At 73.3% G+C, this 18,784-nt stretch carries 17 protein-coding genes and 1 pseudogene; 5 read left to right on the top strand and 13 right to left on the bottom strand.

All coding sequences use genetic code 11. The annotated features are described in order from the left end of the window. Window positions 1-86: 86 nt before the first annotated feature. The 8 genes from ACWDZ4_RS25405 to ACWDZ4_RS25370 all read right to left on the bottom strand — a co-directional run bounded on the left by ACWDZ4_RS25405 (window position 87) and on the right by ACWDZ4_RS25370 (window position 8,316). A complete protein-coding gene (locus ACWDZ4_RS25405) occupies window positions 87-1,349 on the bottom strand; it encodes a glycosyltransferase (RefSeq protein WP_451510695.1) in 1,263 nt (420 codons plus the stop codon). Then, window positions 1,346-2,311, bottom strand: a complete 966-nt coding sequence (locus ACWDZ4_RS25400; protein ID WP_451510694.1) for a glycosyltransferase — start codon at window positions 2,309-2,311, stop codon at window positions 1,346-1,348. Before ACWDZ4_RS25400 ends, ACWDZ4_RS25405 begins: the two co-directional genes overlap by 4 nt. Next, window positions 2,308-3,417 (bottom strand): glycosyltransferase family 9 protein, encoded by a 1,110-nt coding sequence (locus ACWDZ4_RS25395; RefSeq protein ID WP_451510693.1) that lies wholly within the window; start codon window positions 3,415-3,417, stop codon window positions 2,308-2,310. Before ACWDZ4_RS25395 ends, ACWDZ4_RS25400 begins: the two co-directional genes overlap by 4 nt. Next, window positions 3,414-4,088, bottom strand: a complete 675-nt coding sequence (locus ACWDZ4_RS25390; protein ID WP_451510692.1) for a D-glycero-alpha-D-manno-heptose-1,7-bisphosphate 7-phosphatase — start codon at window positions 4,086-4,088, stop codon at window positions 3,414-3,416. Before ACWDZ4_RS25390 ends, ACWDZ4_RS25395 begins: the two co-directional genes overlap by 4 nt. Further along, window positions 4,085-5,176, bottom strand: coding sequence for a glycosyltransferase family 2 protein (locus ACWDZ4_RS25385; RefSeq protein ID WP_451510691.1), 1,092 nt, complete (start codon window positions 5,174-5,176; stop codon window positions 4,085-4,087). Before ACWDZ4_RS25385 ends, ACWDZ4_RS25390 begins: the two co-directional genes overlap by 4 nt. Continuing rightward, a complete protein-coding gene (locus ACWDZ4_RS25380) occupies window positions 5,173-6,846 on the bottom strand; it encodes a carbamoyltransferase family protein (protein ID WP_451510690.1) in 1,674 nt (557 codons plus the stop codon). Before ACWDZ4_RS25380 ends, ACWDZ4_RS25385 begins: the two co-directional genes overlap by 4 nt. Window positions 6,847-6,922: 76 nt before the next feature. Further along, window positions 6,923-7,885 (bottom strand): NAD-dependent epimerase/dehydratase family protein, encoded by a 963-nt coding sequence (locus tag ACWDZ4_RS25375; RefSeq protein WP_451510689.1) that lies wholly within the window; start codon window positions 7,883-7,885, stop codon window positions 6,923-6,925. A gap of 125 nt (window positions 7,886-8,010) precedes the next feature. Beyond that, the gene (locus ACWDZ4_RS25370) at window positions 8,011-8,316 is read right to left on the bottom strand and encodes a hypothetical protein (protein WP_451510688.1); all 306 of its coding nucleotides are present in this window, start codon (window positions 8,314-8,316) and stop codon (window positions 8,011-8,013) included. Between the two features lie 86 nt (window positions 8,317-8,402). On the opposite strand from ACWDZ4_RS25370, the gene ACWDZ4_RS25365 reads away from it, so the two are divergent. Continuing rightward, window positions 8,403-8,849: a DUF6098 family protein gene (locus ACWDZ4_RS25365; RefSeq protein WP_451510687.1), complete on the top strand. Its 447-nt coding sequence runs from the start codon at window positions 8,403-8,405 to the stop codon at window positions 8,847-8,849. Window positions 8,850-8,932: 83 nt separating this feature from the next. Continuing rightward, entirely contained in the window at window positions 8,933-9,124 is a 192-nt protein-coding gene (locus ACWDZ4_RS25360) for a DUF2795 domain-containing protein (RefSeq protein WP_451510686.1), read from the top strand. Between the two features lie 133 nt (window positions 9,125-9,257). Here ACWDZ4_RS25360 and ACWDZ4_RS25355 read toward each other — a convergent pair whose 3' ends face one another. Further along, a complete protein-coding gene (locus tag ACWDZ4_RS25355; protein WP_451510685.1) occupies window positions 9,258-9,785 on the bottom strand; it encodes a hypothetical protein in 528 nt (175 codons plus the stop codon). Window positions 9,786-9,948: 163 nt separating this feature from the next. Here ACWDZ4_RS25355 and ACWDZ4_RS25350 point away from each other — a divergent pair, with 163 nt between their 5' ends. Then, entirely contained in the window at window positions 9,949-10,512 is a 564-nt protein-coding gene (locus ACWDZ4_RS25350) for a hemerythrin domain-containing protein (RefSeq protein ID WP_451510684.1), read from the top strand. A gap of 84 nt (window positions 10,513-10,596) precedes the next feature. Here the strand turns inward: ACWDZ4_RS25350 and ACWDZ4_RS25345 are convergent. Both ACWDZ4_RS25345 and ACWDZ4_RS25340 read right to left on the bottom strand, forming a co-directional pair. Continuing rightward, window positions 10,597-11,415: pseudogene (locus ACWDZ4_RS25345) on the bottom strand (PhzF family phenazine biosynthesis protein); the annotation flags it as partial. Between the two features lie 79 nt (window positions 11,416-11,494). Next, window positions 11,495-11,911, bottom strand: coding sequence for a CBS domain-containing protein (locus tag ACWDZ4_RS25340; RefSeq protein WP_451510683.1), 417 nt, complete (start codon window positions 11,909-11,911; stop codon window positions 11,495-11,497). Between the two features lie 406 nt (window positions 11,912-12,317). Here ACWDZ4_RS25340 and ACWDZ4_RS25335 point away from each other — a divergent pair, with 406 nt between their 5' ends. Further along, on the top strand, window positions 12,318-13,298 hold the full coding sequence (locus ACWDZ4_RS25335; RefSeq protein ID WP_451510682.1) for a TIGR03557 family F420-dependent LLM class oxidoreductase: 981 nt from the start codon (window positions 12,318-12,320) through the stop codon (window positions 13,296-13,298). Between the two features lie 145 nt (window positions 13,299-13,443). On the opposite strand, the gene ACWDZ4_RS25330 is transcribed toward ACWDZ4_RS25335, so the two are convergent. Beyond that, the gene (locus tag ACWDZ4_RS25330; RefSeq protein ID WP_451510681.1) at window positions 13,444-15,666 is read right to left on the bottom strand and encodes an NADP-dependent isocitrate dehydrogenase; all 2,223 of its coding nucleotides are present in this window, start codon (window positions 15,664-15,666) and stop codon (window positions 13,444-13,446) included. Between the two features lie 236 nt (window positions 15,667-15,902). On the opposite strand from ACWDZ4_RS25330, the gene ACWDZ4_RS25325 reads away from it, so the two are divergent. Further along, the gene (locus ACWDZ4_RS25325) at window positions 15,903-16,928 is read left to right on the top strand and encodes a LacI family DNA-binding transcriptional regulator (RefSeq protein WP_451510680.1); all 1,026 of its coding nucleotides are present in this window, start codon (window positions 15,903-15,905) and stop codon (window positions 16,926-16,928) included. A 1,155-nt stretch (window positions 16,929-18,083) separates the two neighbouring features. Here the strand turns inward: ACWDZ4_RS25325 and ACWDZ4_RS25320 are convergent. Then, the coding region (locus ACWDZ4_RS25320) for a hypothetical protein (protein WP_451510764.1) at window positions 18,084-18,784 on the bottom strand (701 nt) is incomplete at its 5' end.

Below are 18,784 nucleotides of genomic sequence, written 5' to 3'. Positions count from 1 at the left end.
GTCCGGGGGACGACGGCCGGACCCGCACCTCCTTCGGACATCGGTGCTGCGCGGTTGACGGTCGGGAATGCTGTGGTGCGGGTGCGTCAGATCACCCCCGTCACGGCGGGCTGCGGGGCGAGCACCTCGGCGTACACGGACTCGGTGGCCGCCGCGACTCGCGGCCAGCCGTAACGGCTCAGGACACGGCGGCGCCCGGCCTCCCCGCACGCCCGGCGCGTCGCGGGGTCGGCGAGGAGCTCGCCGACGGCGCGGGCGAGGGCCCCGGGGTCGCCGGGCGGCACCAGCCGTCCGGTGGCCGGGTCGGCGACGGTGTCCAGCTGTCCGCCCACCGCGCTGGCGACGACCGGTCTGCCGCAGGCCATCGCCTCCAGCGGCGCGATGCCGAACGGCTCGTAGTCCGCCGGGCACAGCACCACGTCGGCGCTTCGCAACAGCGGCGCCACGTCCTCGCCGGGGACGCCGCCCGTGAAGCGGACCCGGTCGGCCACCCCGGCCTCGCGTGCGATGCCGCGCAGCCGGCGCACCTCGGGGTCGTCGTCGATCCGGGCCGCCGCCGGGCCGCCGACCACCAGGAGTTCCGTGCCGGGCAGCGCGGTCAGCGCGGTGACGGAGACCGCGGCGCCCTTGCGGGGAACCAGGCGGCCCACCTGGATCAGCCGGTGCCGGTAGGCACCGTCCCGGTCGGCGGCCGGTCCGTACGGGGTGAACCGGTCGGTGTCGACGCCGCACGGCACGACACCGACCTTGCCGACGGGGATCCCCATCCTGGTCAGTTCGAGGACCTCGTCACGGCAGGTGGCGACGATCCGGTCGCAGCCCAGGCCCACCTCCCGCTCGCAGCCGATCCGCGCCGGCGGGCTGGTGTCGGCACTCTTCTGATGGCGTCGCTTCACCGTTCCGAGCGCGTGGTACGTGTGCAGGAGCGGCAGTCGCAGTTCGCGCGTCGCGTGGAGCGAGGCCAGTCCCGACATCCAGAAGTGCGAGTGGACGAGGTCGGGCGGCCGTATCTGCCACTCCCTGGCCAGGTAGCGGCCGAACGCCAGCATGTGCGGGAGGAGTTCGTCCTTGGGGAGTTGCTCGGGCGGGCCCGCGGGCACGTGGTGCACCTCGACGCCCGCTCGCAGCGGCACCCGGTCCGGCAGGTCGCGCGCGTCCCGCCGGGTGTAGACGGTGACGCTGTGACCGCGGTCGGCGAGTGCGCCCGCAAGGCGCGCGACATGGACGTTCTGCCCGCCCGCGTCCACCCCGCCCAGAGCGGCGAGCGGGCTCGCGTGCTCCGACACGAGGGCGATCGACAGGGCGGCGGGGTCGCCGGCGCCGATGCCGAGGGGACCGAGGGATGTCATGAGCGCACCTCCGTCATCACGCGCTCCCAGTCGTTGAGGAAGCGCTTGAGCCCGTACCGTTCGAGGGCCGCCTGGCGGCCGCGCGCGCCGTCCTCGGCGGCGGCCTCGGGCTCCTCCAGGTAGCGCCGGGCGGCCCGCGCCAGTACGTCGGGCCGGGTGGACAGTGTTCCGGAGCCGGGCGGGACCGCCTCGACCGCTTCGGTGGTGGCGAGCGCCACCACCGGCATGCCCAGGTGCATGGCCTCCAGCAGGGACAGGCCCAGCGACGTCCAGCGCACCGGGTGCAGGTACATCCGGCGCTCGGCCAGGGCGGCGTGCAGTTCGCTCTGGGGCAGGTCGGCGGTGTGGCACCGGTCGTCGGGTATGCCGAGGTGCTCCGCCAGTCCCTCGGTGCGCATCCCGAAGACGTCCAGCGGCGCCGCCTCGGACAGGGCGGGCAGCAGGTCCGTACCGGTGTGACGGCCGCGCCGGACCGGGTCGTTGACCACGACGGCCGCGCGCGGGAGCCAGCCGGTGTACTGGTGCCCCGGGTCGACGATGCCGTGCTCGATCACCTCGGTGCGGGTGGAGCCGTTGTCCCAGAACAGCCGGTTGAAGTGGGTGACGTGGACGAGCGTCAGGTCGTCGCGGTCCGCGAACGGGTGCCGGGTGTCCGGGACGTCGCCGTCCGGCGCGTTGTGCTCCAGGTAGACGGCGGGCACGTCCCGGCCGGGCCGGCGTCCGCCCAGCCAGCGTTCGGCGAGTTCGAGTTCGTGCGGCCGCTGGAGGACGACGAGGTCGACCTGCGTCTCGCGCAGCTCCTCGGGCGTCGTCTCCCGCACCGAGTCGGGCCAGGAGAACGTACGGGCCCGGCCGAGCCCGTCGGGACCGCGGCCGGGTGTCACCGGAACGAGATAGGTGTGGGGTCCCTGGACGAACGCCGTGGTCCAGGAGCCGTGTACGTGCCACAGCAGGATGTTCATGCCCTCGCTCCTCGTTCCGTTTCGGATCCGCCGCCCGGTACGGCCGGGCGTTCCGCGCCGGCCCCCGCTCCTGCTCCCGTGCCGGCCCCCGTACGGTCACCGAGCGCGGCCACGGCGGCGATCACCTCGGCGTCGCCGACCCCGTCGAGGCAGGGGTGCCCCGGGGACGGGCAGCGCCGGGCCCTGCTTCCGGCGCAGGGCGCGCGCTGGTCGCCGAGCAGTACGTGCGGTACGCCGTACGGGCCCCAGCGTTCGGCCGGCACCACCGGGGCGAACAGCGAGACGACCGGCGTCCCCACCGCGGCGGCGAGGTGCGCGGGCCCGGTGTTGCCGACCACCGCGACCCGCGCCCCGGCCAGGACACCGGCCAGCTGGCGCAGGTCGGTGGCCCCGCCGAGGTCGAGGGCGTGGTTTCCGGCGACTTCGGCGGTCAGGTCCCGCTCCGCCCGGCCGCCGGTCACCACGACCCGGTACCCCTCGGCACAGAGCGCGGCGGCGGCCCGCGCCGCCCGTGCCGGGCTCCAGGCACGGGCCGGTACGGCGGCGCCGGGGTGGAGCACGACGTACGGCCCGGGGCCGGTGAGGTGCGTGGTGTCGGGCGGCGGGGAGATGCGCAGCGACCCGTCGTCGCCGGGCGGCAGCGCGAAGCCGGCGTCTCGCGCCAGGTCGAGCGCGGCCTGGGCCTCGTGACGGTGGGGCAGCCGGTGGTGGCGCAGGTCGAGGAGGGCCCCCGGGTAGTCCTCGCTGTCGGCCGCCGTCCAGCCGACGCCGGCGAGTTTCAGCAGCAGCGCGGCCGGGAGGGGGCTCTGGTGGTACGAGACGAGCACCAGGGCGCGGTCGAACCGGCCGGCGGACAGGGTGTTCAGCAGTGCGCGGGTCGCCCCGCGCGTCACCGGTGCCGGTTCCAGCCCCACCCAGGGGGCGTCGTACACCAGCACCTCGTCCACCCCGGGGAGGAGACCCGCCGCCCGGACGCCCAGCGGTCCGCACAGCAGGGCGGTGTGCGAGGAGCCGGCCGCCACGGCCCGGACGGCGGGCCCGGCCAGCAGGACGTCGCCGGCGCTGTCCAGGCGGACGACGAGCGTGCGGGGAGCGGAAGAAGTCATCGCGGGCCTCCCGGCGTCCGGTCGGCGGCTTCGTCGCACAGCACCAGCCGTACCGCCTGGAGCAGGTCGGCGGCCGTCTCGCCGGCCGCCCCGGTCTCCTCCGGCCGGGTGACCGGGGTCGGCACCAGCACCCCGCGCGCGCCGGCCGCGCGGGCGGCTTCCACATCGGCCCCGATGTCCCCGATGACGACGGTGCGCGCGGCGCGGACCCGGAGCCGTTCGCAGGCGGCCAGCACCAGACCCGGCGCGGGTTTGCGGCAGCCGCAGCCGTCGTCCGGCCCGTGCGGGCAGACCGCCCAGAGCGCGAACGGGCCGAGCAGGTCCTCCATCCTCTGCCGCACGGCCTCGACCTGACGACGCGTCAGCAGGCCGCGTGCCACACCCGACTGGTTGCTGACCACGCCCACCGGGATCCCCAGGGAGCGTACGGCGGCGACGGCTTCCCGTGCCGACGGCATGAGCTCGACCCGGGCCGGGTCGCCGTTGTAGGGCACGTCGGCCACGAGCGTGCCGTCGCGGTCGAAGAGGACGGCCTCCGGGAGGGCGCCGCCCGCGTCCTTCCGTGCCGACGGCGCGTCCCGGCTGTCCTCCGCGGGCCCCTCGAACAGCCAGGGGCCGGTCGCGGGGTCCGAAGGGCCCGTCACGGGCCGGGCCGCGGGATGGCGGGTCATGGCCGCACCCGCTCCCGGACCGGCTCGCGCGGTGCGCCGGGCGGCGCCGCGGCCTCGTACGGGCCGAACGGCGGCACCCGGCGGTGGACGACCCGGCCGCGCAGCCAGTGCCAGGTGGCGGCGGGTGGAATGAGCACGCTGGTCAGCGCCATGGAGACGATCTCGTCCCGGGTCCGGGGTCCCGGCGCGATCCTCGCCCGGGCGAATTCGGCGGTGCCCGCCAGCCACCCGGCGGCGCAGGCCGAGGCCGCCCCGCGCCGTCCCAGAGCGGCACAGGCCAGGGCCGCCGCCGCGGCCGCGGTCACCACGAGGTGGCGGGGCAGGCGCCCCCGTGGCGCGTCCGCCCGGTTCCACCAGTCCCGGCCGTGCCGCCGGGTCATCAGCACGTCGTCGGCGTTGCCCGCCTGGAGGCGTACGGAGATCCAGCGGCCGGCCGGCCGTACCGGGTGCGTGGTGACACGGCTTCCGGCGCTCACCGCCCAGCCCGCCGCCAGTACCCGCAGGGCGAGGTCGGCGTCCTCCCGGAAGGCGCGGCGGAACCGCTCGTCGAACCCGCCGACGGCTTCGAGCGCCTCCCGGCGGTACGCCATGTCCGCGGTGATCCACCGGGCGGTGGCCAGTCCGGCGGTGTTGCGCTCCCAGTCCGTGGGCCGGCGGTCCACGGGGAGCGGCACCACGATGCGGGCGGTGACGGCGGCGGTCCGGTACGTCGCCGCGGCGAGGTCCATGGCGAGGTCGTCGGCCCAGGTGGGCCCCGGCACGACGTCGTCGTCGAGGAAGACCGCCCACGGCACCGGGCCGGCTTCGCGCCAGCCCCGGTTGCGCGCCGCGGCCGGTCCCCGCGCGCGGCCGGCCACCACGGTGGTCACGGGCCGCAGGGCCTCCGGGATGTCGGCCGGCAGGGGGGTGCCGCCGGGCTCGGGACGGTCGTCGACGAGTACCACCCGCGTCGGCCGGGGGCCGGCGGCGTCGGCCAGTGCCCGCAGGCACACGCTCAGGCTGGGGCGTCCGAGCGTCGGGATCACCACGGCGTACTCGGGCGCCGCGCCCTGCTGTCCGGCCGCTGTCTCCTGTCCGTGGGGTGTCATCGCGCCGCCCCGTCGTCGTAGGTGTCCGACGAGTGGAAGAAAGCACCGCGCCGGATCGCGTACGGGCCGATGGCCAGCAGGTCGACGGGCGAGGACCCGAAGCACTCCAGCGCGTCGCGCGGGTCGTCCACCATGGGCCGGCCCGCCGTGTTGAGGCTGGTGTTGACGACCACGGGCAGGCCGGTGAGCCGCTCGAACTCGCCGAGCATCCGGGCGACCAGCGGTTCGCGCGCCGGGTCCACGGTCTGGATGCGGGCGGTCCCGTCGACGTGGACGACGGCCGGGATGCGGCCGCGCCACGCCTCGGCGACGTCGTGGACGAACAGCATGTACGGGCTGGGCATCGGACCGTCGAAGATCTCCGGGGCGCGGTCGGCCAGCACCATGGGCGCGACCGGCCGGAACTGCTCGCGGCCCTTGACGTCGTTGAGCCGTTCCAGGTTGCCCGCGTGACCGGGGTGGGCCAGCAGCGAGCGGTGGCCGAGCGCCCTGGGTCCGTACTCCGAGCGCCCCTGGAACCAGGCCACGATCTGGTTGTCCGCCAGGGCCCGGGCCACGGTCGCGGCGATGTCCGCCGGCCGGTCGAACGGCACGGCCGCCGTCTTCAGCCAGGCCCCGAGCTCGGCCTCCGACCAGTCCCGGCCGAGGTCCGCGCCGGCCATGGGCTCCGGCTCGTCCCCGCCGCCCGCGGCGAGCAGCAGGGCGCTGCCCAGCGCGGTGCCCGCGTCGCCGGCGGCGGGCTGCACCCACACGCGCGAGAAGGGGCCTTCGCGGGCGATGCGGGAGTTGGCGACGCAGTTGAGCGCGACGCCGCCGGCGAGGGTGAGGACGCTGTCGTGCGTCTGCCCGTGCAGCCAGCGCGCGAGGTCCAGCAGGGTCTCCTCCAGGGCGGCCTGGGCGCTGGCCGCCACGTCCGCGTGGTCCTGGGTCCACGCCTCGTCGGGGCCCCGGGGCGCGCAGAGTTCGTGCCAGGGCACCGCCGTGGCACGGAAGCCGCCGTCACCGGTGGGGTACACGTGGCGGCGCAGTTCGGGGAGCATGCGCGGGGTGCCGTGCGAGGCGAGGGCCATGACCTTGAACTCGTCGCTGGAGCGCAGGAATCCGAGGTGCTCGGTGAGCTCCTCGTAGACCAGGCCCAGCGAGTGCGGCAGGTCCTGTGCGTACAGCGCCTCCAGCCTGCCCTGGATCCGGCGCGCGGCCAGGTGCGAGGCGCGTTCGCCGCGGCCGTCGAGGACCAGTACCGACGACGTCTCCGCGCCGGACGCGGCGAACGCGCTCGAAGCGGCGTGTGCCATGTGGTGCGGTACGAAGCGGACGATGCCCGGATCCAGGCCCGGCAGGGCGGTCGTGAGGAAGCCGGGAACCTCGCGGGCGTACGTCAGCCGCAGGTGGTCCCAGGGGTCGTCCAGGCCCATCTCCTCGGCGGGCCTGGCGAGCTCCGGGTCGAAGGAGTACGCCACCGCGTCGAGGTCCTGCGGGCGCAGGTTCGCCCGCTTCAGGCACCAGGCGGCGGCCTGCTCGGGCAGTTCCCAGGCGGAGAAGGGCACCGGCCGCTTTCCGTGCTTGCGACGGGAGAACCGCTCCTCCTCCGCCGCGGCGACGGTCCGGCCGTCGACGACGAGGGCGGCGGCGGGGTCGTGGAAGAGGGCGTTGATTCCGAGGATGCGCATGGGGTCCCAGGCCTTTCGGCGAATCGGGGCGAAGCCGGGCCGCGGGAGGGCGCGGCCGGGAGGGCGTTCGGCCGGATCAGCTGTCCGTGTGGGCGCGATACCAGGCGATGGTGCGCCGCAGGCCCTCTTCGGCGGTCACGCGCGGTTCCCATTCGAGCTTGTCCTGGGCCAGCGTGATGTCGGGGCAGCGCACGGCGGGGTCGTCCGTCGGCCGTTCGATGAAGCGGATCTCGGAGGCGGAACCGGTGAACCCGATGACGAGCCGTGCCAGTTCGAGCATGGTGAGCTCGGCGGGGTTGCCGATGTTGACCGGGCCGCGCATCCCGTGGGCCGCCGCCGCGAGGATGCCGCGCACGGTGTCGTCGACGTAGCACAGCGACCGCGTCTGGAGTCCGTCACCGGTGACGGTGAGCGGCTCGCCGGCCAGGGCCTGGCGGATGAAGGTCGGCACGGCGCGGCCGTCGTAGCCGCGCATCCGGGGACCGTAGGTGTTGAACAGCCGCACGATGCCGGTGTCGGTGCCGTGGGCGTCGGCCTGGGCGGTGGTCAGCGCCTCGCCGAAGCGCTTCGCCTCGTCGTACACGCTGCGCGGCCCGACCGGGTTCACGTTGCCCCAGTACCGCTCGTTCTGCGGGTGCTGCTGCGGGTCGCCGTAGACCTCGGAGGTGGAGGCGAGCAGGAAGCGGGCTCCGGCGCCGTGGGCGAGTGCCAGGGCGTTGCGCGTACCGAGGCTGCCGGCCTCCAACGTGTGCAGGGGCAGCCGCAGGTAGTCGGCCGGGGACGCCGGGGACGCGAAGTGCAGTACGAGGTCGGGCGGCCGGTCGACGGTGAACGGGTCCGAGACGTTGGCCCGCACCAGCGTGAATCCGGGGCGGTCGCGCAGCGCGGCTATGTTCTCGGGCCGGCCGGTACTGAAGTCGTCCACGCAGGTGACGGCGGTGCCCGCGTCCAGAAGCGCGGTGCACAGGTGCGAGCCGACGAAACCCGCGCCGCCGGTGACGACGGCGTGTTCCCAGCGGCGCGAGAAAGCGGTGTTCATGTCCATCTCCTCCGGACTGAGCGATCGGGCCTCCGATCAGAGTCGGTCCCGGCGGAGCGAGCGGCACGGTGATGTAGGGCATTCGGGTGATGTACGGACAGTGAGGGGCCGCGGCCGGCGGTTCTTCAGGGCCGCGGGTTGGTCCGGTGCCATGTGGGGCGGGCGTCGCTCCCCCGCCGCCCGGCGACGGACGCGCAGCGCGGACACACCCGCTGGACGCGGTCCGCGGCGCCCCCGGATTCGGGGAGGATGTCGGACCAGACGACATGTGCGAAGCGCCCCAGCTGCGAGCGGCTGAGGGACAAGCCGCACACGGTCTGGTTCATGCCGTGCTCCCAGGCGTGCACCTCACCGGCGGGCAGCCTGCGGCCGTCCTCCTCGTCCACCCACTGCCCGGAAGCCGCAACTGCGTATCGCGTGCTTGCTGCCATGGATTACCGGTTACCCCTTTGAGCACATGAATGCCTACGGTTCTCAATGGATGACAAAAGACACGCGCCGAGGAGTGAGTGCTGGCATGGATACCCCGGATGAGCTGCCCGTTCTGCGCACGCTCGATGACCTGACCGATCTCGTCGGGCGGCACGACCGGCTGTACGTACGCTGGTCACGCGGCCCCGCGACCGACCTGAAGTCGGCGTCGAGCCGGGACGACCTCACGGGCGTTCCCATGCCGGGACTGTCCGCGAACTCCCTGGGCGTCGAGCCGTGGTGGGGGGACCGGCCGGTGCGGGTGTGGGTGGCCCGCCGGCTGTTCGACTACTCGCACCTGCCCCGCGAGAAGGGGCCGGGCGTACGTCCCTGGGCGCTGCGCGGGAAGGAGACGGGCCGGGGGCCGGACAACGAGCCGCTGGTCCGGGACGTCGAGCCGGTCGGCTGGATCGACACACGCGTGATCGAGGAGGCCGCCGCGGAAGTCGCCCGGCAGGAGGGCGTCTGGGGCCCTCTCCGGCGCGAGGCCTAGCGAAGACCGCGCGCTGTGCTCCATCGCGGTGACAGCTTCGGCACGGAGTATTCACACCCGGGGGCCGGGGCATGTATCGGCCCATGAAGGTGAACCCGATCGAAATGCAGAAGTCCCTCGGTGGCGTGAGTTATCCCGCCTCCAAGAAGGACATCGTCGAAACGGCGAAGAAGAGCGGCGCCGGCGAGGAGATCGAGAAAGCGCTCGACGCCCTGCCGGAGAAGGAGTACGACTCCCCCGCGGCCGTCAACAGGGAAGTCGGCAAGAAATCCTGACCTCGCCGGACCGGGTGTCCGGACGTTTCGGCCGGCCCATGCGGCCCGGGCCTCAGGCGGTGGCGCCGGCCCGGGCCTCGGACCATCAGGGGCCGGTCCCGGCTTCAGGCCGCCGGCATCGGCCCCGCCGGCTTCAGACCGTCAGGGCCGGTCCCGGCTTCAGACGGTCGAGGAGCAGGCCGTGGTGGAGCCCGGCCACGGGCGCGAGGAGATCCGGGTGGCGCAGGAGCGCGGCGGCCCGCCGGTCCCGTACGTCGGGCGCGACCAGGCGCCGGAACTCGACGGGCGAGCCCTCCGTGTACCGGGACCCGGCAAGCGCGGTCACCGCGGCCCCGGCCAGTCCCGGGGCGCTGAGCAGGCAGGCCGCCCAGCTCGCCACGACCTCGTCGACCCACGTACGCCACGCGTAGCCGTCCGGATCGTCGGCCGCGGCGCCGTCCGCACCCGTGACCCAGTCGAGCCGGGCAGAGCCTCCGGGCCCCGCGACCGAGACCAGCGCGGCGTCCATCGGCGTCGGGTAGCGGAGCCAGGCCGCGACCGTCACGGCCTGCCGCGCCTGCACCTCGCAGAGAGCGGAGTCCATCACTCCGCCGCCCGGCGGATAGGCACGGGTCAGCCACTGAGCGGTCGCCGCTATCAGCGGGGAGAGATCTGCGGGCACTGCCGGGCCGTCCGAATTCGCGAGGGGGAGAAGTCCGGAACGCTACCGGCCGAATTTCCCCGGGGAAATGATGCGGGTCACGACGAGGCAGTGGCCTGGGTCACATCACCACGGGATTCCGGAAGACCGGGAAACCACCGAAACCGCACAGAGGAGCAACAGCATGGGACACGGCGGAGACGTCATCGCGGAATTGATGACCGACCATCAGGAAGTGGAGGAGCTGTTCGCCAATATCGAGGAACTGCCGTCCGGCGACAGCCGGCGGAAGACGTACGCCGACCAGGCCACCATGGAACTGGTCCGGCACTCGGTCGCGGAGGAGGCGTACCTCTACCCGGCGGTCCGCAAGCACGTTCCGAACGGTGACGCACTCGCGGACCGGGAGCTGGAGGACCACGCCGCCGCGGAGCGCACCATGAAGGACCTGGAGAGCTGCGAGGCGGAAGACCCGCAGTTCGACATTCTGGTCGGCAAGCTGATGACGGAGATCAGAACGCACATCATGGACGAGGAGAACAACCTCTTCCCCCGGCTGCGCGAAGCCTGCTCCGCCGAGGCGCTGAACGACCTGGGCGACAAGGTCCGGCAGGCCAAGAAGTCGGCGCCGACCCGTCCGCACCCCTCCGCTCCCGACAAGCCGCCGGCGAACAAGCTGCTCGCCCCCGGAGTCGGTCTCGTGGACCGGATGCGCGACGCGCTGTCCGGCCGGGGCAAGGAGTCCTGAAGACCGCACCCGGCGCTTTCGCCGAAGCGCCTGCACCCGCACCCGGGCCGGACGCCGGCGGACGAGGCGTCCGGCCCAGGCGTGCAGCGTGCCGTCCAGCACCGTGGCGGCGTTCCCGCTGAGATGAACACGGTTCCCGCGCACGGACGTACGGACCAGGCCGCCGCGCGCAGAGACCTGCGGGCCGGTGAGCCCGTCGCGGCCGAGACGCGCGGACCAGTACGGGGCGAGCGCGGTGTGGGCGCTGCCCGTGACGGGATCCTCCAGGATGCCCTCCGCCGGCGAGAAGAAGCGGGAGACGAAGTCGTACCCCCGGCCGGTCCCGGCCGGGGGTACGGTGACGGCGGCGCCCCGCAGGCCCTCGCGGCACGTCAGGGCGGCCACCGCGTCCAGGCCGGGGGCCACGGCCCGGACAGCGGCCTCGTCGGGCAGGACCGTCAGCAGGTCGCTCTGCGCGCCCGTACGGAAAGCGGCCTCGGGCTCGGCCCCGAGCGCCTGCGCCAGTCCTCGGGGTACGGGCACTTCGGAGCCCGGCGCGGCCGGGAAGTCCAGCGTGATGCCGCCTTCCGCGGCGGTGTGCGCGAGGAGGACACCGCTCTCGCGGCTGCTGAAGCGCACGGTACCGGTCAGTCCCCGCCGGGTGCGCAGCACGTGTGCGGTGGCCGGTGTGGCATGCCCGCACAGGTTGGTCTCGACGAGCGGGGCGGACCAGCGGATCGCCCAGCCGGTCTCGGCCCCGTCGGGCAGCGGGAGGGCGAAGGCGGTCTCCGAGTGGTTCAGTTCGGCTGCGACCTGCTGCATCCACGCGTCCTCGGGCCACTCCCCGGCGGGCAGGAGACACACACCCGCCGGGTTCCCGGCGAACGGACGAGCGGTGAAGGCGTCGACGACGCAAATGCGCATGCCCGAACCGTGGCGAGGCCAATCGAAGCCCCACCAAGTCCAATCTTGCACAAGTGGACTCTTTCGGCGGCCGTCGGGGTCAGTCCGTGGAGAGGGCTTCGAGGAGGTCGCCGACCTGCGGGTCGGGCAGGGCACGGGCGACATCGGCCTGGGCGACGATGCCGACGAGGTCGTGGCCGTCGATCACGGGCAGCCGCCGGACCTTGTGCGAGGTCATCGTGCGCAGGATCTCACCGGCGTCGTCGTCGGCGCCGATCGTCACCGCCTCCCCCTGCGCGAGTTCCCCCGCGTTGGTCCTGGCGGGGTCCTTGCCGGCCCCCAGGACCTTCACCACGATGTCGCGGTCGGTCAGCATGCCCTTGAGCTTGTTGTCGGTCCCGCAGATCGGCAGGGCGCCCACGCCCAGCTCGGTCATCTTCCGGGCCGCGGTCAGCACCGTCTCGTCCGCGCCGATGCACTCGGTACCGGCGGTCATGATGTCTCTGGCAGTGGTCACGTGTCGTCTTCCTGTCCTCGTCGCGAAGGGGGCCGCCCGGGGCTTCGCCACCCCGGGCCGGCTCCCTCACCCTTCCTACGCCCGCCCCGGGCGGCCGCCAAAGCGCCACGGCGTCGCCGCACCGGCATCATCCGATTGCCCGGTTCCTGGCGCCGGCCACGCGGCAGTGCTCGCGCATGCCGGTGTGGCGGGAGAGCACGCGGCCGGCGGTCTGGCAGATGACGGCACAGTCCAGCTCGGTGCGGACGCACTTGGCCGGTTCGCCGTCGCCTTCGTCGTTTTCGTCGCCCTGTTACGCGTAACACCCGGAGGGCCCTCTCAAAACACCGGAACCGTTACCGCCGCCGACCGAGGGGGTACCTCTGCGCGGACAAAGGGTTGGTTACGTGCGGAAATGAGGGAGTACATGAAAGTTGGCTACAAGCTCGCCGCCGAGGCGTTCGGCCCGGCGGAACTGGTGCGGCAGGCCGTGCTGGCGGAGCAGGCGGGCTTCGACTTCGTCGAGATCAGCGACCACTACCACCCCTGGCTCGACAACCAGGGCCACTCGCCGTTCGCCTGGACCGTACTGGGCAGCATCGCGGCGAAGACGTCGCGGATCGGGCTGGCGACCGGCGTGACGTGCCCGACCGTGCGCTACCACCCGGCGATCATCGCCCAGGCCGCCGCGACCCTCGCCCTGGTGTCGGACGGCCGCTTCGTTCTCGGCGTCGGCTCGGGCGAGCGGCTGAACGAGCACGTCGTCGGCCGGGGCTTCCCGGACGCCGTCAGCACGCGGCACGAGATGCTCAGGGAGGCCCTGGAGATCATCCGGCTGCTGTGGCGCGGCGGTTACCGGTCGTACGACGGAAAGCACCTGCGGCTCGAGGACGCCCGGGTGTTCGACCTGCCGGAGGAACTGCCGCTGATCGCGGTCGCCGCGAGCGGGCGGGAGTCGACGCGGATCGCCGCGGAGCTGGGCGACGGCCTGTTCGCCACCGAGGACAAACCCGAGATCGTCCGGCAGTACCGGGAGGCGGGCGGCAGCGGCCCGCGCTACGCGGAGGTCCCGATGGCCTGGGCACCCGACGAGCGCACCGCGGCGAAGGCCGCCCTGGAGACGTCGCGCTGGGCCGTGACCGGGTGGAAGGTCATGAGCGAACTGCCCAACCCGGTCAACTTCGACGCGGCGACCACGACCGTGCGCGAGGAGGACATCCTCGGGAAGTTCGCGTGCGGTACGGACCCCGCCCGGTACGTCGAGGTGGCGCAGCAGTTCGTCGACGCGGGCTTCGACCGGCTGGTCATGCAGAACGCCGGGCCCGACCCCGACGGCTTCATCGACTTCTACCAGCGCGAACTCGGCAGCCGTATCCAGCAGCTCGGGCCCGGCGGCTCACCTGCCTGAGCCCGCCCGAGTCCGCCCGAGGCCCCTGAGTCCTCTGAGTCCTCTGAGTCCTCTGAGTCCTCTGAGGACAAGACCGCCCCGGCCGACGTGGGACGTCGGCCGGGGCGGAACAGGACCAAGAACGGTCCGAAGCGGCGCCGTCGCGTCAGGCGAGGGTCGCGATGGCCTGGTTGAAGGTCTTCGACGGGCGCATCACGGCCTCGGCCTTGGCCGCGTCGGGCCGGTAGTAGCCGCCGATGTCGGCCGGCGAGCCCTGCACCGCGATCAGCTCGTCGACGATGGTCCGCTCCTGCTCGGCCAGCGTCGCGGCGAGAGCGGCGAACGCCTCGGCGAGCTGCGCGTCCTCGGTCTGCTTCGCCAGCTCCTGCGCCCAGTACAGCGACAGGTAGAAGTGGCTGCCGCGGTTGTCGATGCCACCGAGGCGGCGGCTCGGCGACTTGTCCTCCTCCAGGAAGGTCGCCGTCGCGCGGTCGAGGGTGTCGGCGAGCACCTGGGCGCGCGCGTTGCCCGTGGTCTGCGCGAGGTGCTCGAAGCTGACCGCGAGCGCGAGGAACTCGCCCAGGCTGTCCCAGCGCAGGTAGTTCTCCTTGACGAGCTGCTGGACGTGCTTGGGCGCGGAGCCGCCGGCGCCGGTCTCGAACAGGCCGCCGCCGTTCATGAGCGGGACGACCGACAGCATCTTCGCGCTCGTGCCGAGCTCGAGGATCGGGAACAGGTCGGTGAGGTAGTCACGCAGGACGTTGCCGGTGACCGAGATCGTGTCCTCGCCGCGGCGGATGCGCTCCAGCGAGAAGGCGGTCGCCTCGACCGGCGACATGATCTCGATCCGGAGGCCCTCGGTGTCGTGCTCGGCGAGGTACGTCCTGACCTTGGCGATCAGCTGCGCGTCGTGCGCGCGGGTCTCGTCGAGCCAGAAGACGGCCGGGACGCCGGTCGCGCGGGCGCGGGTGACGGCCAGCTTGACCCAGTCCTGGATCGGCAGGTCCTTGGTCTGGCACATGCGGAAGATGTCGCCCGCGCCGACGGCCTGCTCCAGCACGGCGTTGCCGGCCGCGTCGACGACCCGGACGGTGCCCGTGGCCGGGATCTCGAAGGTCTTGTCGTGGCTGCCGTACTCCTCGGCCTTCTGGGCCATCAGGCCGACGTTCGGCACCGAGCCCATCGTGGCCGGGTCGAACGCGCCGTTCGCGCGGCAGTCGTCGATGACGACCTGGTAGATGCCGGCGTAGCTGCTGTCCGGGAGGACCGCGAGGGTGTCGGCCTCCTGGCCGTCCGGGCCCCACATGTGGCCGGAGGTGCGGATCATCGCCGGCATGGAGGCGTCGACGATGACATCGCTCGGTACGTGCAGGTTGGTGATGCCCTTGTCGGAGTCGACCATGGCGAGGGCCGGGCCCTCGGCGAGCTCGGCCTCGAAGGACGCCTTGATCTCGGCACCGATGTGCGGCACCGAGTCCAGGCCCTTGAGGATGCCGCCGAGGCCGTCGTTGGGCGACAGACCGGCGGCGACGAGCGCCTCGCCGTACTTCGCGAAGGTCTTCGGGAAGAAGGCGCGCACCACGTGGCCGAAGATGATCGGGTCGGAGACCTTCATCATCGTGGCCTTCAGGTGCACGGAGAACAGGATGCCCTCGGCCTTGGCGCGGGCGACCTGCGCCGTGAAGAACTCGCGCAGGGCCGCGACGCGCATGACGGCAGCGTCGACGACCTCGCCGGCCTGGACGGGCACCGACTCGCGCAGGACGGTCGTGGCGCCGTCGTCACCCACGAGCTCGATGCGCAGGGAGCCCTCCTCGGAGATGACGGCGGACTTCTCGGTGGAGCGGAAGTCGTCGGCGTCCATGTGCGCGACGTTCGTCTTCGAGTCGGCGGTCCAGGCGCCCATGCGGTGCGGGTGCTTCCTGGCGTAGTTCTTGACCGAAGCGGGGGCGCGGCGGTCGGAGTTTCCCTCGCGCAGCACGGGGTTGACGGCGCTGCCCTTGACCTTGTCGTAACGCGCGCGGACGTCCCTGTCCTCGTCGGTCTTCGGGTCGTCCGGGTAGTCCGGCAGCGCGTAGCCCTGCTCCTGGAGCTCGGCGACAGCGGCCTTCAGCTGCGGGATCGAGGCCGAGATGTTCGGAAGCTTGATGATGTTCGCGCCGGGCGTCCTGGCCAGTTCACCGAGCTCGGCGAGCGCGTCCTCGATGCGCTGGCTCTCCTTGAGGTGCTCGGGGAAACTGGCGATGATGCGCCCCGCCAGCGAGATGTCGCGGCTCTCCACCGTGACCCCGGCCGTCGAGGCGTAGGCCTCGACCACAGGCAAGAACGAATACGTCGCCAGGGCCGGGGCCTCGTCGGTGTGGGTGTAGATGATGGTCGAGTCAGTCACCGGGTGCTCCGCTCCACGTCTGCAACATTGCTTGACATCAAGATATCTCCTGACCGCCCCCCTCTCGACAGGGCCCTGCCCCGAGATCGGGGCAGAAACCCGCCACAGCGCGAGGAACGCGCCGACGAATGCGATCAACGGGTTGGGGAGGGAGCGCTTCCGGTGATTCGATGTGACTGTCCCCCTGCCAACAGGTGATCCGGGGACCGGAATATCGCTCCTGGAGGTCGCACGCGATGGTGGCGAAAGGACGCACGGGTCCGCCCACGCTCGAGGAAGTGGCCGCGTTCGCGGGCGTCGGGCGGGGCACGGTGTCCCGTGTCATCAACAACGCGCCCGGCGTGAGGACCGAGACACGGCTGATGGTCGAGCAGGCGATAGCCGAGCTGGGCTACGTCCCCAACCACGCCGCCCGTGCGCTGGCCGGCAGCCGTACGGACGCGGTGGCGCTGGTGATCACGGAGACAGAGCGGCGCTTCTTCGCGGAGCCGTTCTTCTCCGAGATCGTCCACGCGGTCGGCGCCGGGCTGGCCGACACCGAGATCCAGTTGCTCCTCACGCTGGTGCGCACCGAGAAGGAACGGCAGCGATTCGTGCAGTACGCGCGGGCCGGCCGGGTGGACGGGGTGCTGCTGGTGTCCGTGCACGGCAGCGACCCGCTCCCCGACATGCTCGCCGAACTGGAACTGCCGACCGTGCTCAGCGGCCGGCGCTCCGGCGACGAGTCGGTGTCGTACGTCGACTCCGACAACGTCGGCGGCGCCCGGTCGGCGGTGCGCTACCTGGCGGACTCGGGACGGCGCGCCATCGCCACGGTCACCGGCCCGCCGGACATGTACGTCGCGCAGTGCCGGCTCCGCGGCTATCAGGAGGCGATGCGCCAGTCCTTCGGGGAGGCGGACCCGTCGTGGATCGCGCAGGGCGACTTCACCGAGGAGAGCGGACGCCGGGCGATGGCCGAGCTCCTGCACCGCCATCCGGATCTCGACGCGGTGTTCGCCGCCTCCGACATCATGGCCGCGGGCGCCCTGCACACCCTGCGCGCGGCGGGCCGCCGGGTGCCCGAGGACGTGGCCGTCGTGGGGTTCGACGACTCCCCCCTCGCCCAGCACACCGATCCGCAACTGACCACCGTGCGCCAGCCGGTGGAGGAGATGGGCCGCGCCATGGCACGGGTGCTGCTGGAGGACATCGAGGCGCCGAGCGCGGCCTGGCGCCACGTCATCCTGCGCACCAAGCTGGTGCGGCGCGCATCGGCCTGAGCGGGAGTCCGCGGCGATGTCAGAGCCGTGGGGCACGATGTCCGGCCGGGGGACGATCAGTGATGATCAGTGGGGAGACGTCGTGACTGCCGGGCTCGACGCGCACATGAGCGCTACCGGGACCGGGGCACTGGCCCGGCGCCTCCTCGCCCCGGGTGAGGGCGTGGAGTGGGGCGGGCGCTGCTACGAGAGCGACCTCCGGGCTCTGGCCGAGGGAGCCCGGGTGGACGTGGCTGAACACGGCCGAGGGGCCCCGCGCGCTCACCGGACTGCGGGCCGGGGACGCCCGCGCGGTCCCGGCCGACAGGGAGCCGGACGAGAAGCGGGGGCAGGAGTACGCCGGACTCGCGGTGCCCGTGGCCCGCGCCGCCCCCGACGCGCTCGCCCAGGCGACAGCGTTCCGGCGGGTGGCCGACGCGGTCACCGAAGTGCTCGGCGCCGCGACCGTCGCGGGCTCCTACGGCGGGCTGCTTCCGTTCACCGACGTGGTGGAGCAGTCCTGGGGGACGCCGTACCTCCGCCGGCAGAACGGTCCGGCCGCACTCGAGCTGCGCGCCGGCGCGGCCGGACCGGAATGGGTGCTCGGGCGCATCACCCTTGTCACTTCCCGGTTCGCATGGCTGACCTACCGCGACCGGGGATCCCCCGGCTTCTTCGGCGTCCGGGACCGCCTCGCGGACGTGGACCAGGAGGACCTCCCCGAGACCTGGGTGGTGTGGTCCTGGGAGGCGCTCAGCGATGTGCCGGCCGGTTTCCCGGGCACGCCGGCCGCCGAATCGGCCGCGCTCGGCCTGCGCTTCTCGATGCCCCTGTACGGGCCGGTGAAGGGCACCACCGGTCACCCCATGCTGTTCGACGTGGAGTGTGACGGGCGGCTGTACATCAGGTGTTACGCACCGGACAGCGTGGACGCCGCCGCGCTCGGCCGGCAGCCCGCCGCCGCGCTGCCGCACACGCACGGCTTCCTGCCGGACGGCGGTGCCCCACCGTGGCACATCGATGCCGGCGGCCCCGGAGAGGCCGACGCGTCCGCCGCCGCGGAGCTGCTCGTGAGGACGGCTCGGGCGGCGGGCCTCGGCGCCCCCCTTTCCCTGGTCCTCGGCGGTGAGGGCGAGTGGACCGGACCCGTACGAGGTGAAGTTCTACGGGCTCGGCCTACGCACCGGCTGAGGAGGGGCCCGGCGCCCGGCCGGCCGCCTCCTGGCGTGGGCATTCGCCTCGGCGGCGCAGTGCGGCGACCGCTTCGCCGGGTCCGTCCGCGTAGGGGCTCAGCTGCGCGCGGGTCGGTGCGACGCGCCATCCGCCGCCCTCGGACACCATGCGCAGGGTGCCCGAGGTGCCTCCGCCCCGCCAGTCGACCTCGACGGTGCGCCGGTCCAGCGGGACCGCCCGTACCGTCTCCAGCGGGACGGCGAGCAGGGGACGGCAGATCCGGTGCGTACGGACGTAGGTGTCCCGTGGCACGTCACGCTGGGCGCCGCTGCTCCATCCGTCCCAGGCCGTGGACCAGTCACCGCCCGAGAGCAGTCCGAGGTGGGTCTGTGCGGCCGAGCGGGCGGCCTGCGTCGCCGTGGCGTTCGTCCCGGGCACCTGTCCGTCGCCGGCCGGTGAGCCGGCGCTGTCCTGGGCGCGGCCGGCCAGCGCCACCGCGATCAGTGCCACGATCACCGAGAAGAGCCGCAGCAGGCGGGTACGGTCCGTGCGTCGGGAGGCCGGCGGCCGGTCCGGATGCCGGGCGGTACGCCGGCCCGGTCGGCGGGTGCCGGGAACCCCGGGGCCTCCGCTGTTGGAGCGCACGTTCCAGCCGTGGGCACCGATCGCCGGGTCGGTGTGGGAGGTGTAGTTGAAGTCGTCGA

The organism is Streptomyces sp. NPDC003016 (genome assembly GCF_053591455.1).
The sequence above is the reverse complement of the archived record's forward strand: the minus strand, read 5'-3'. Positions and strand labels throughout refer to the sequence as shown.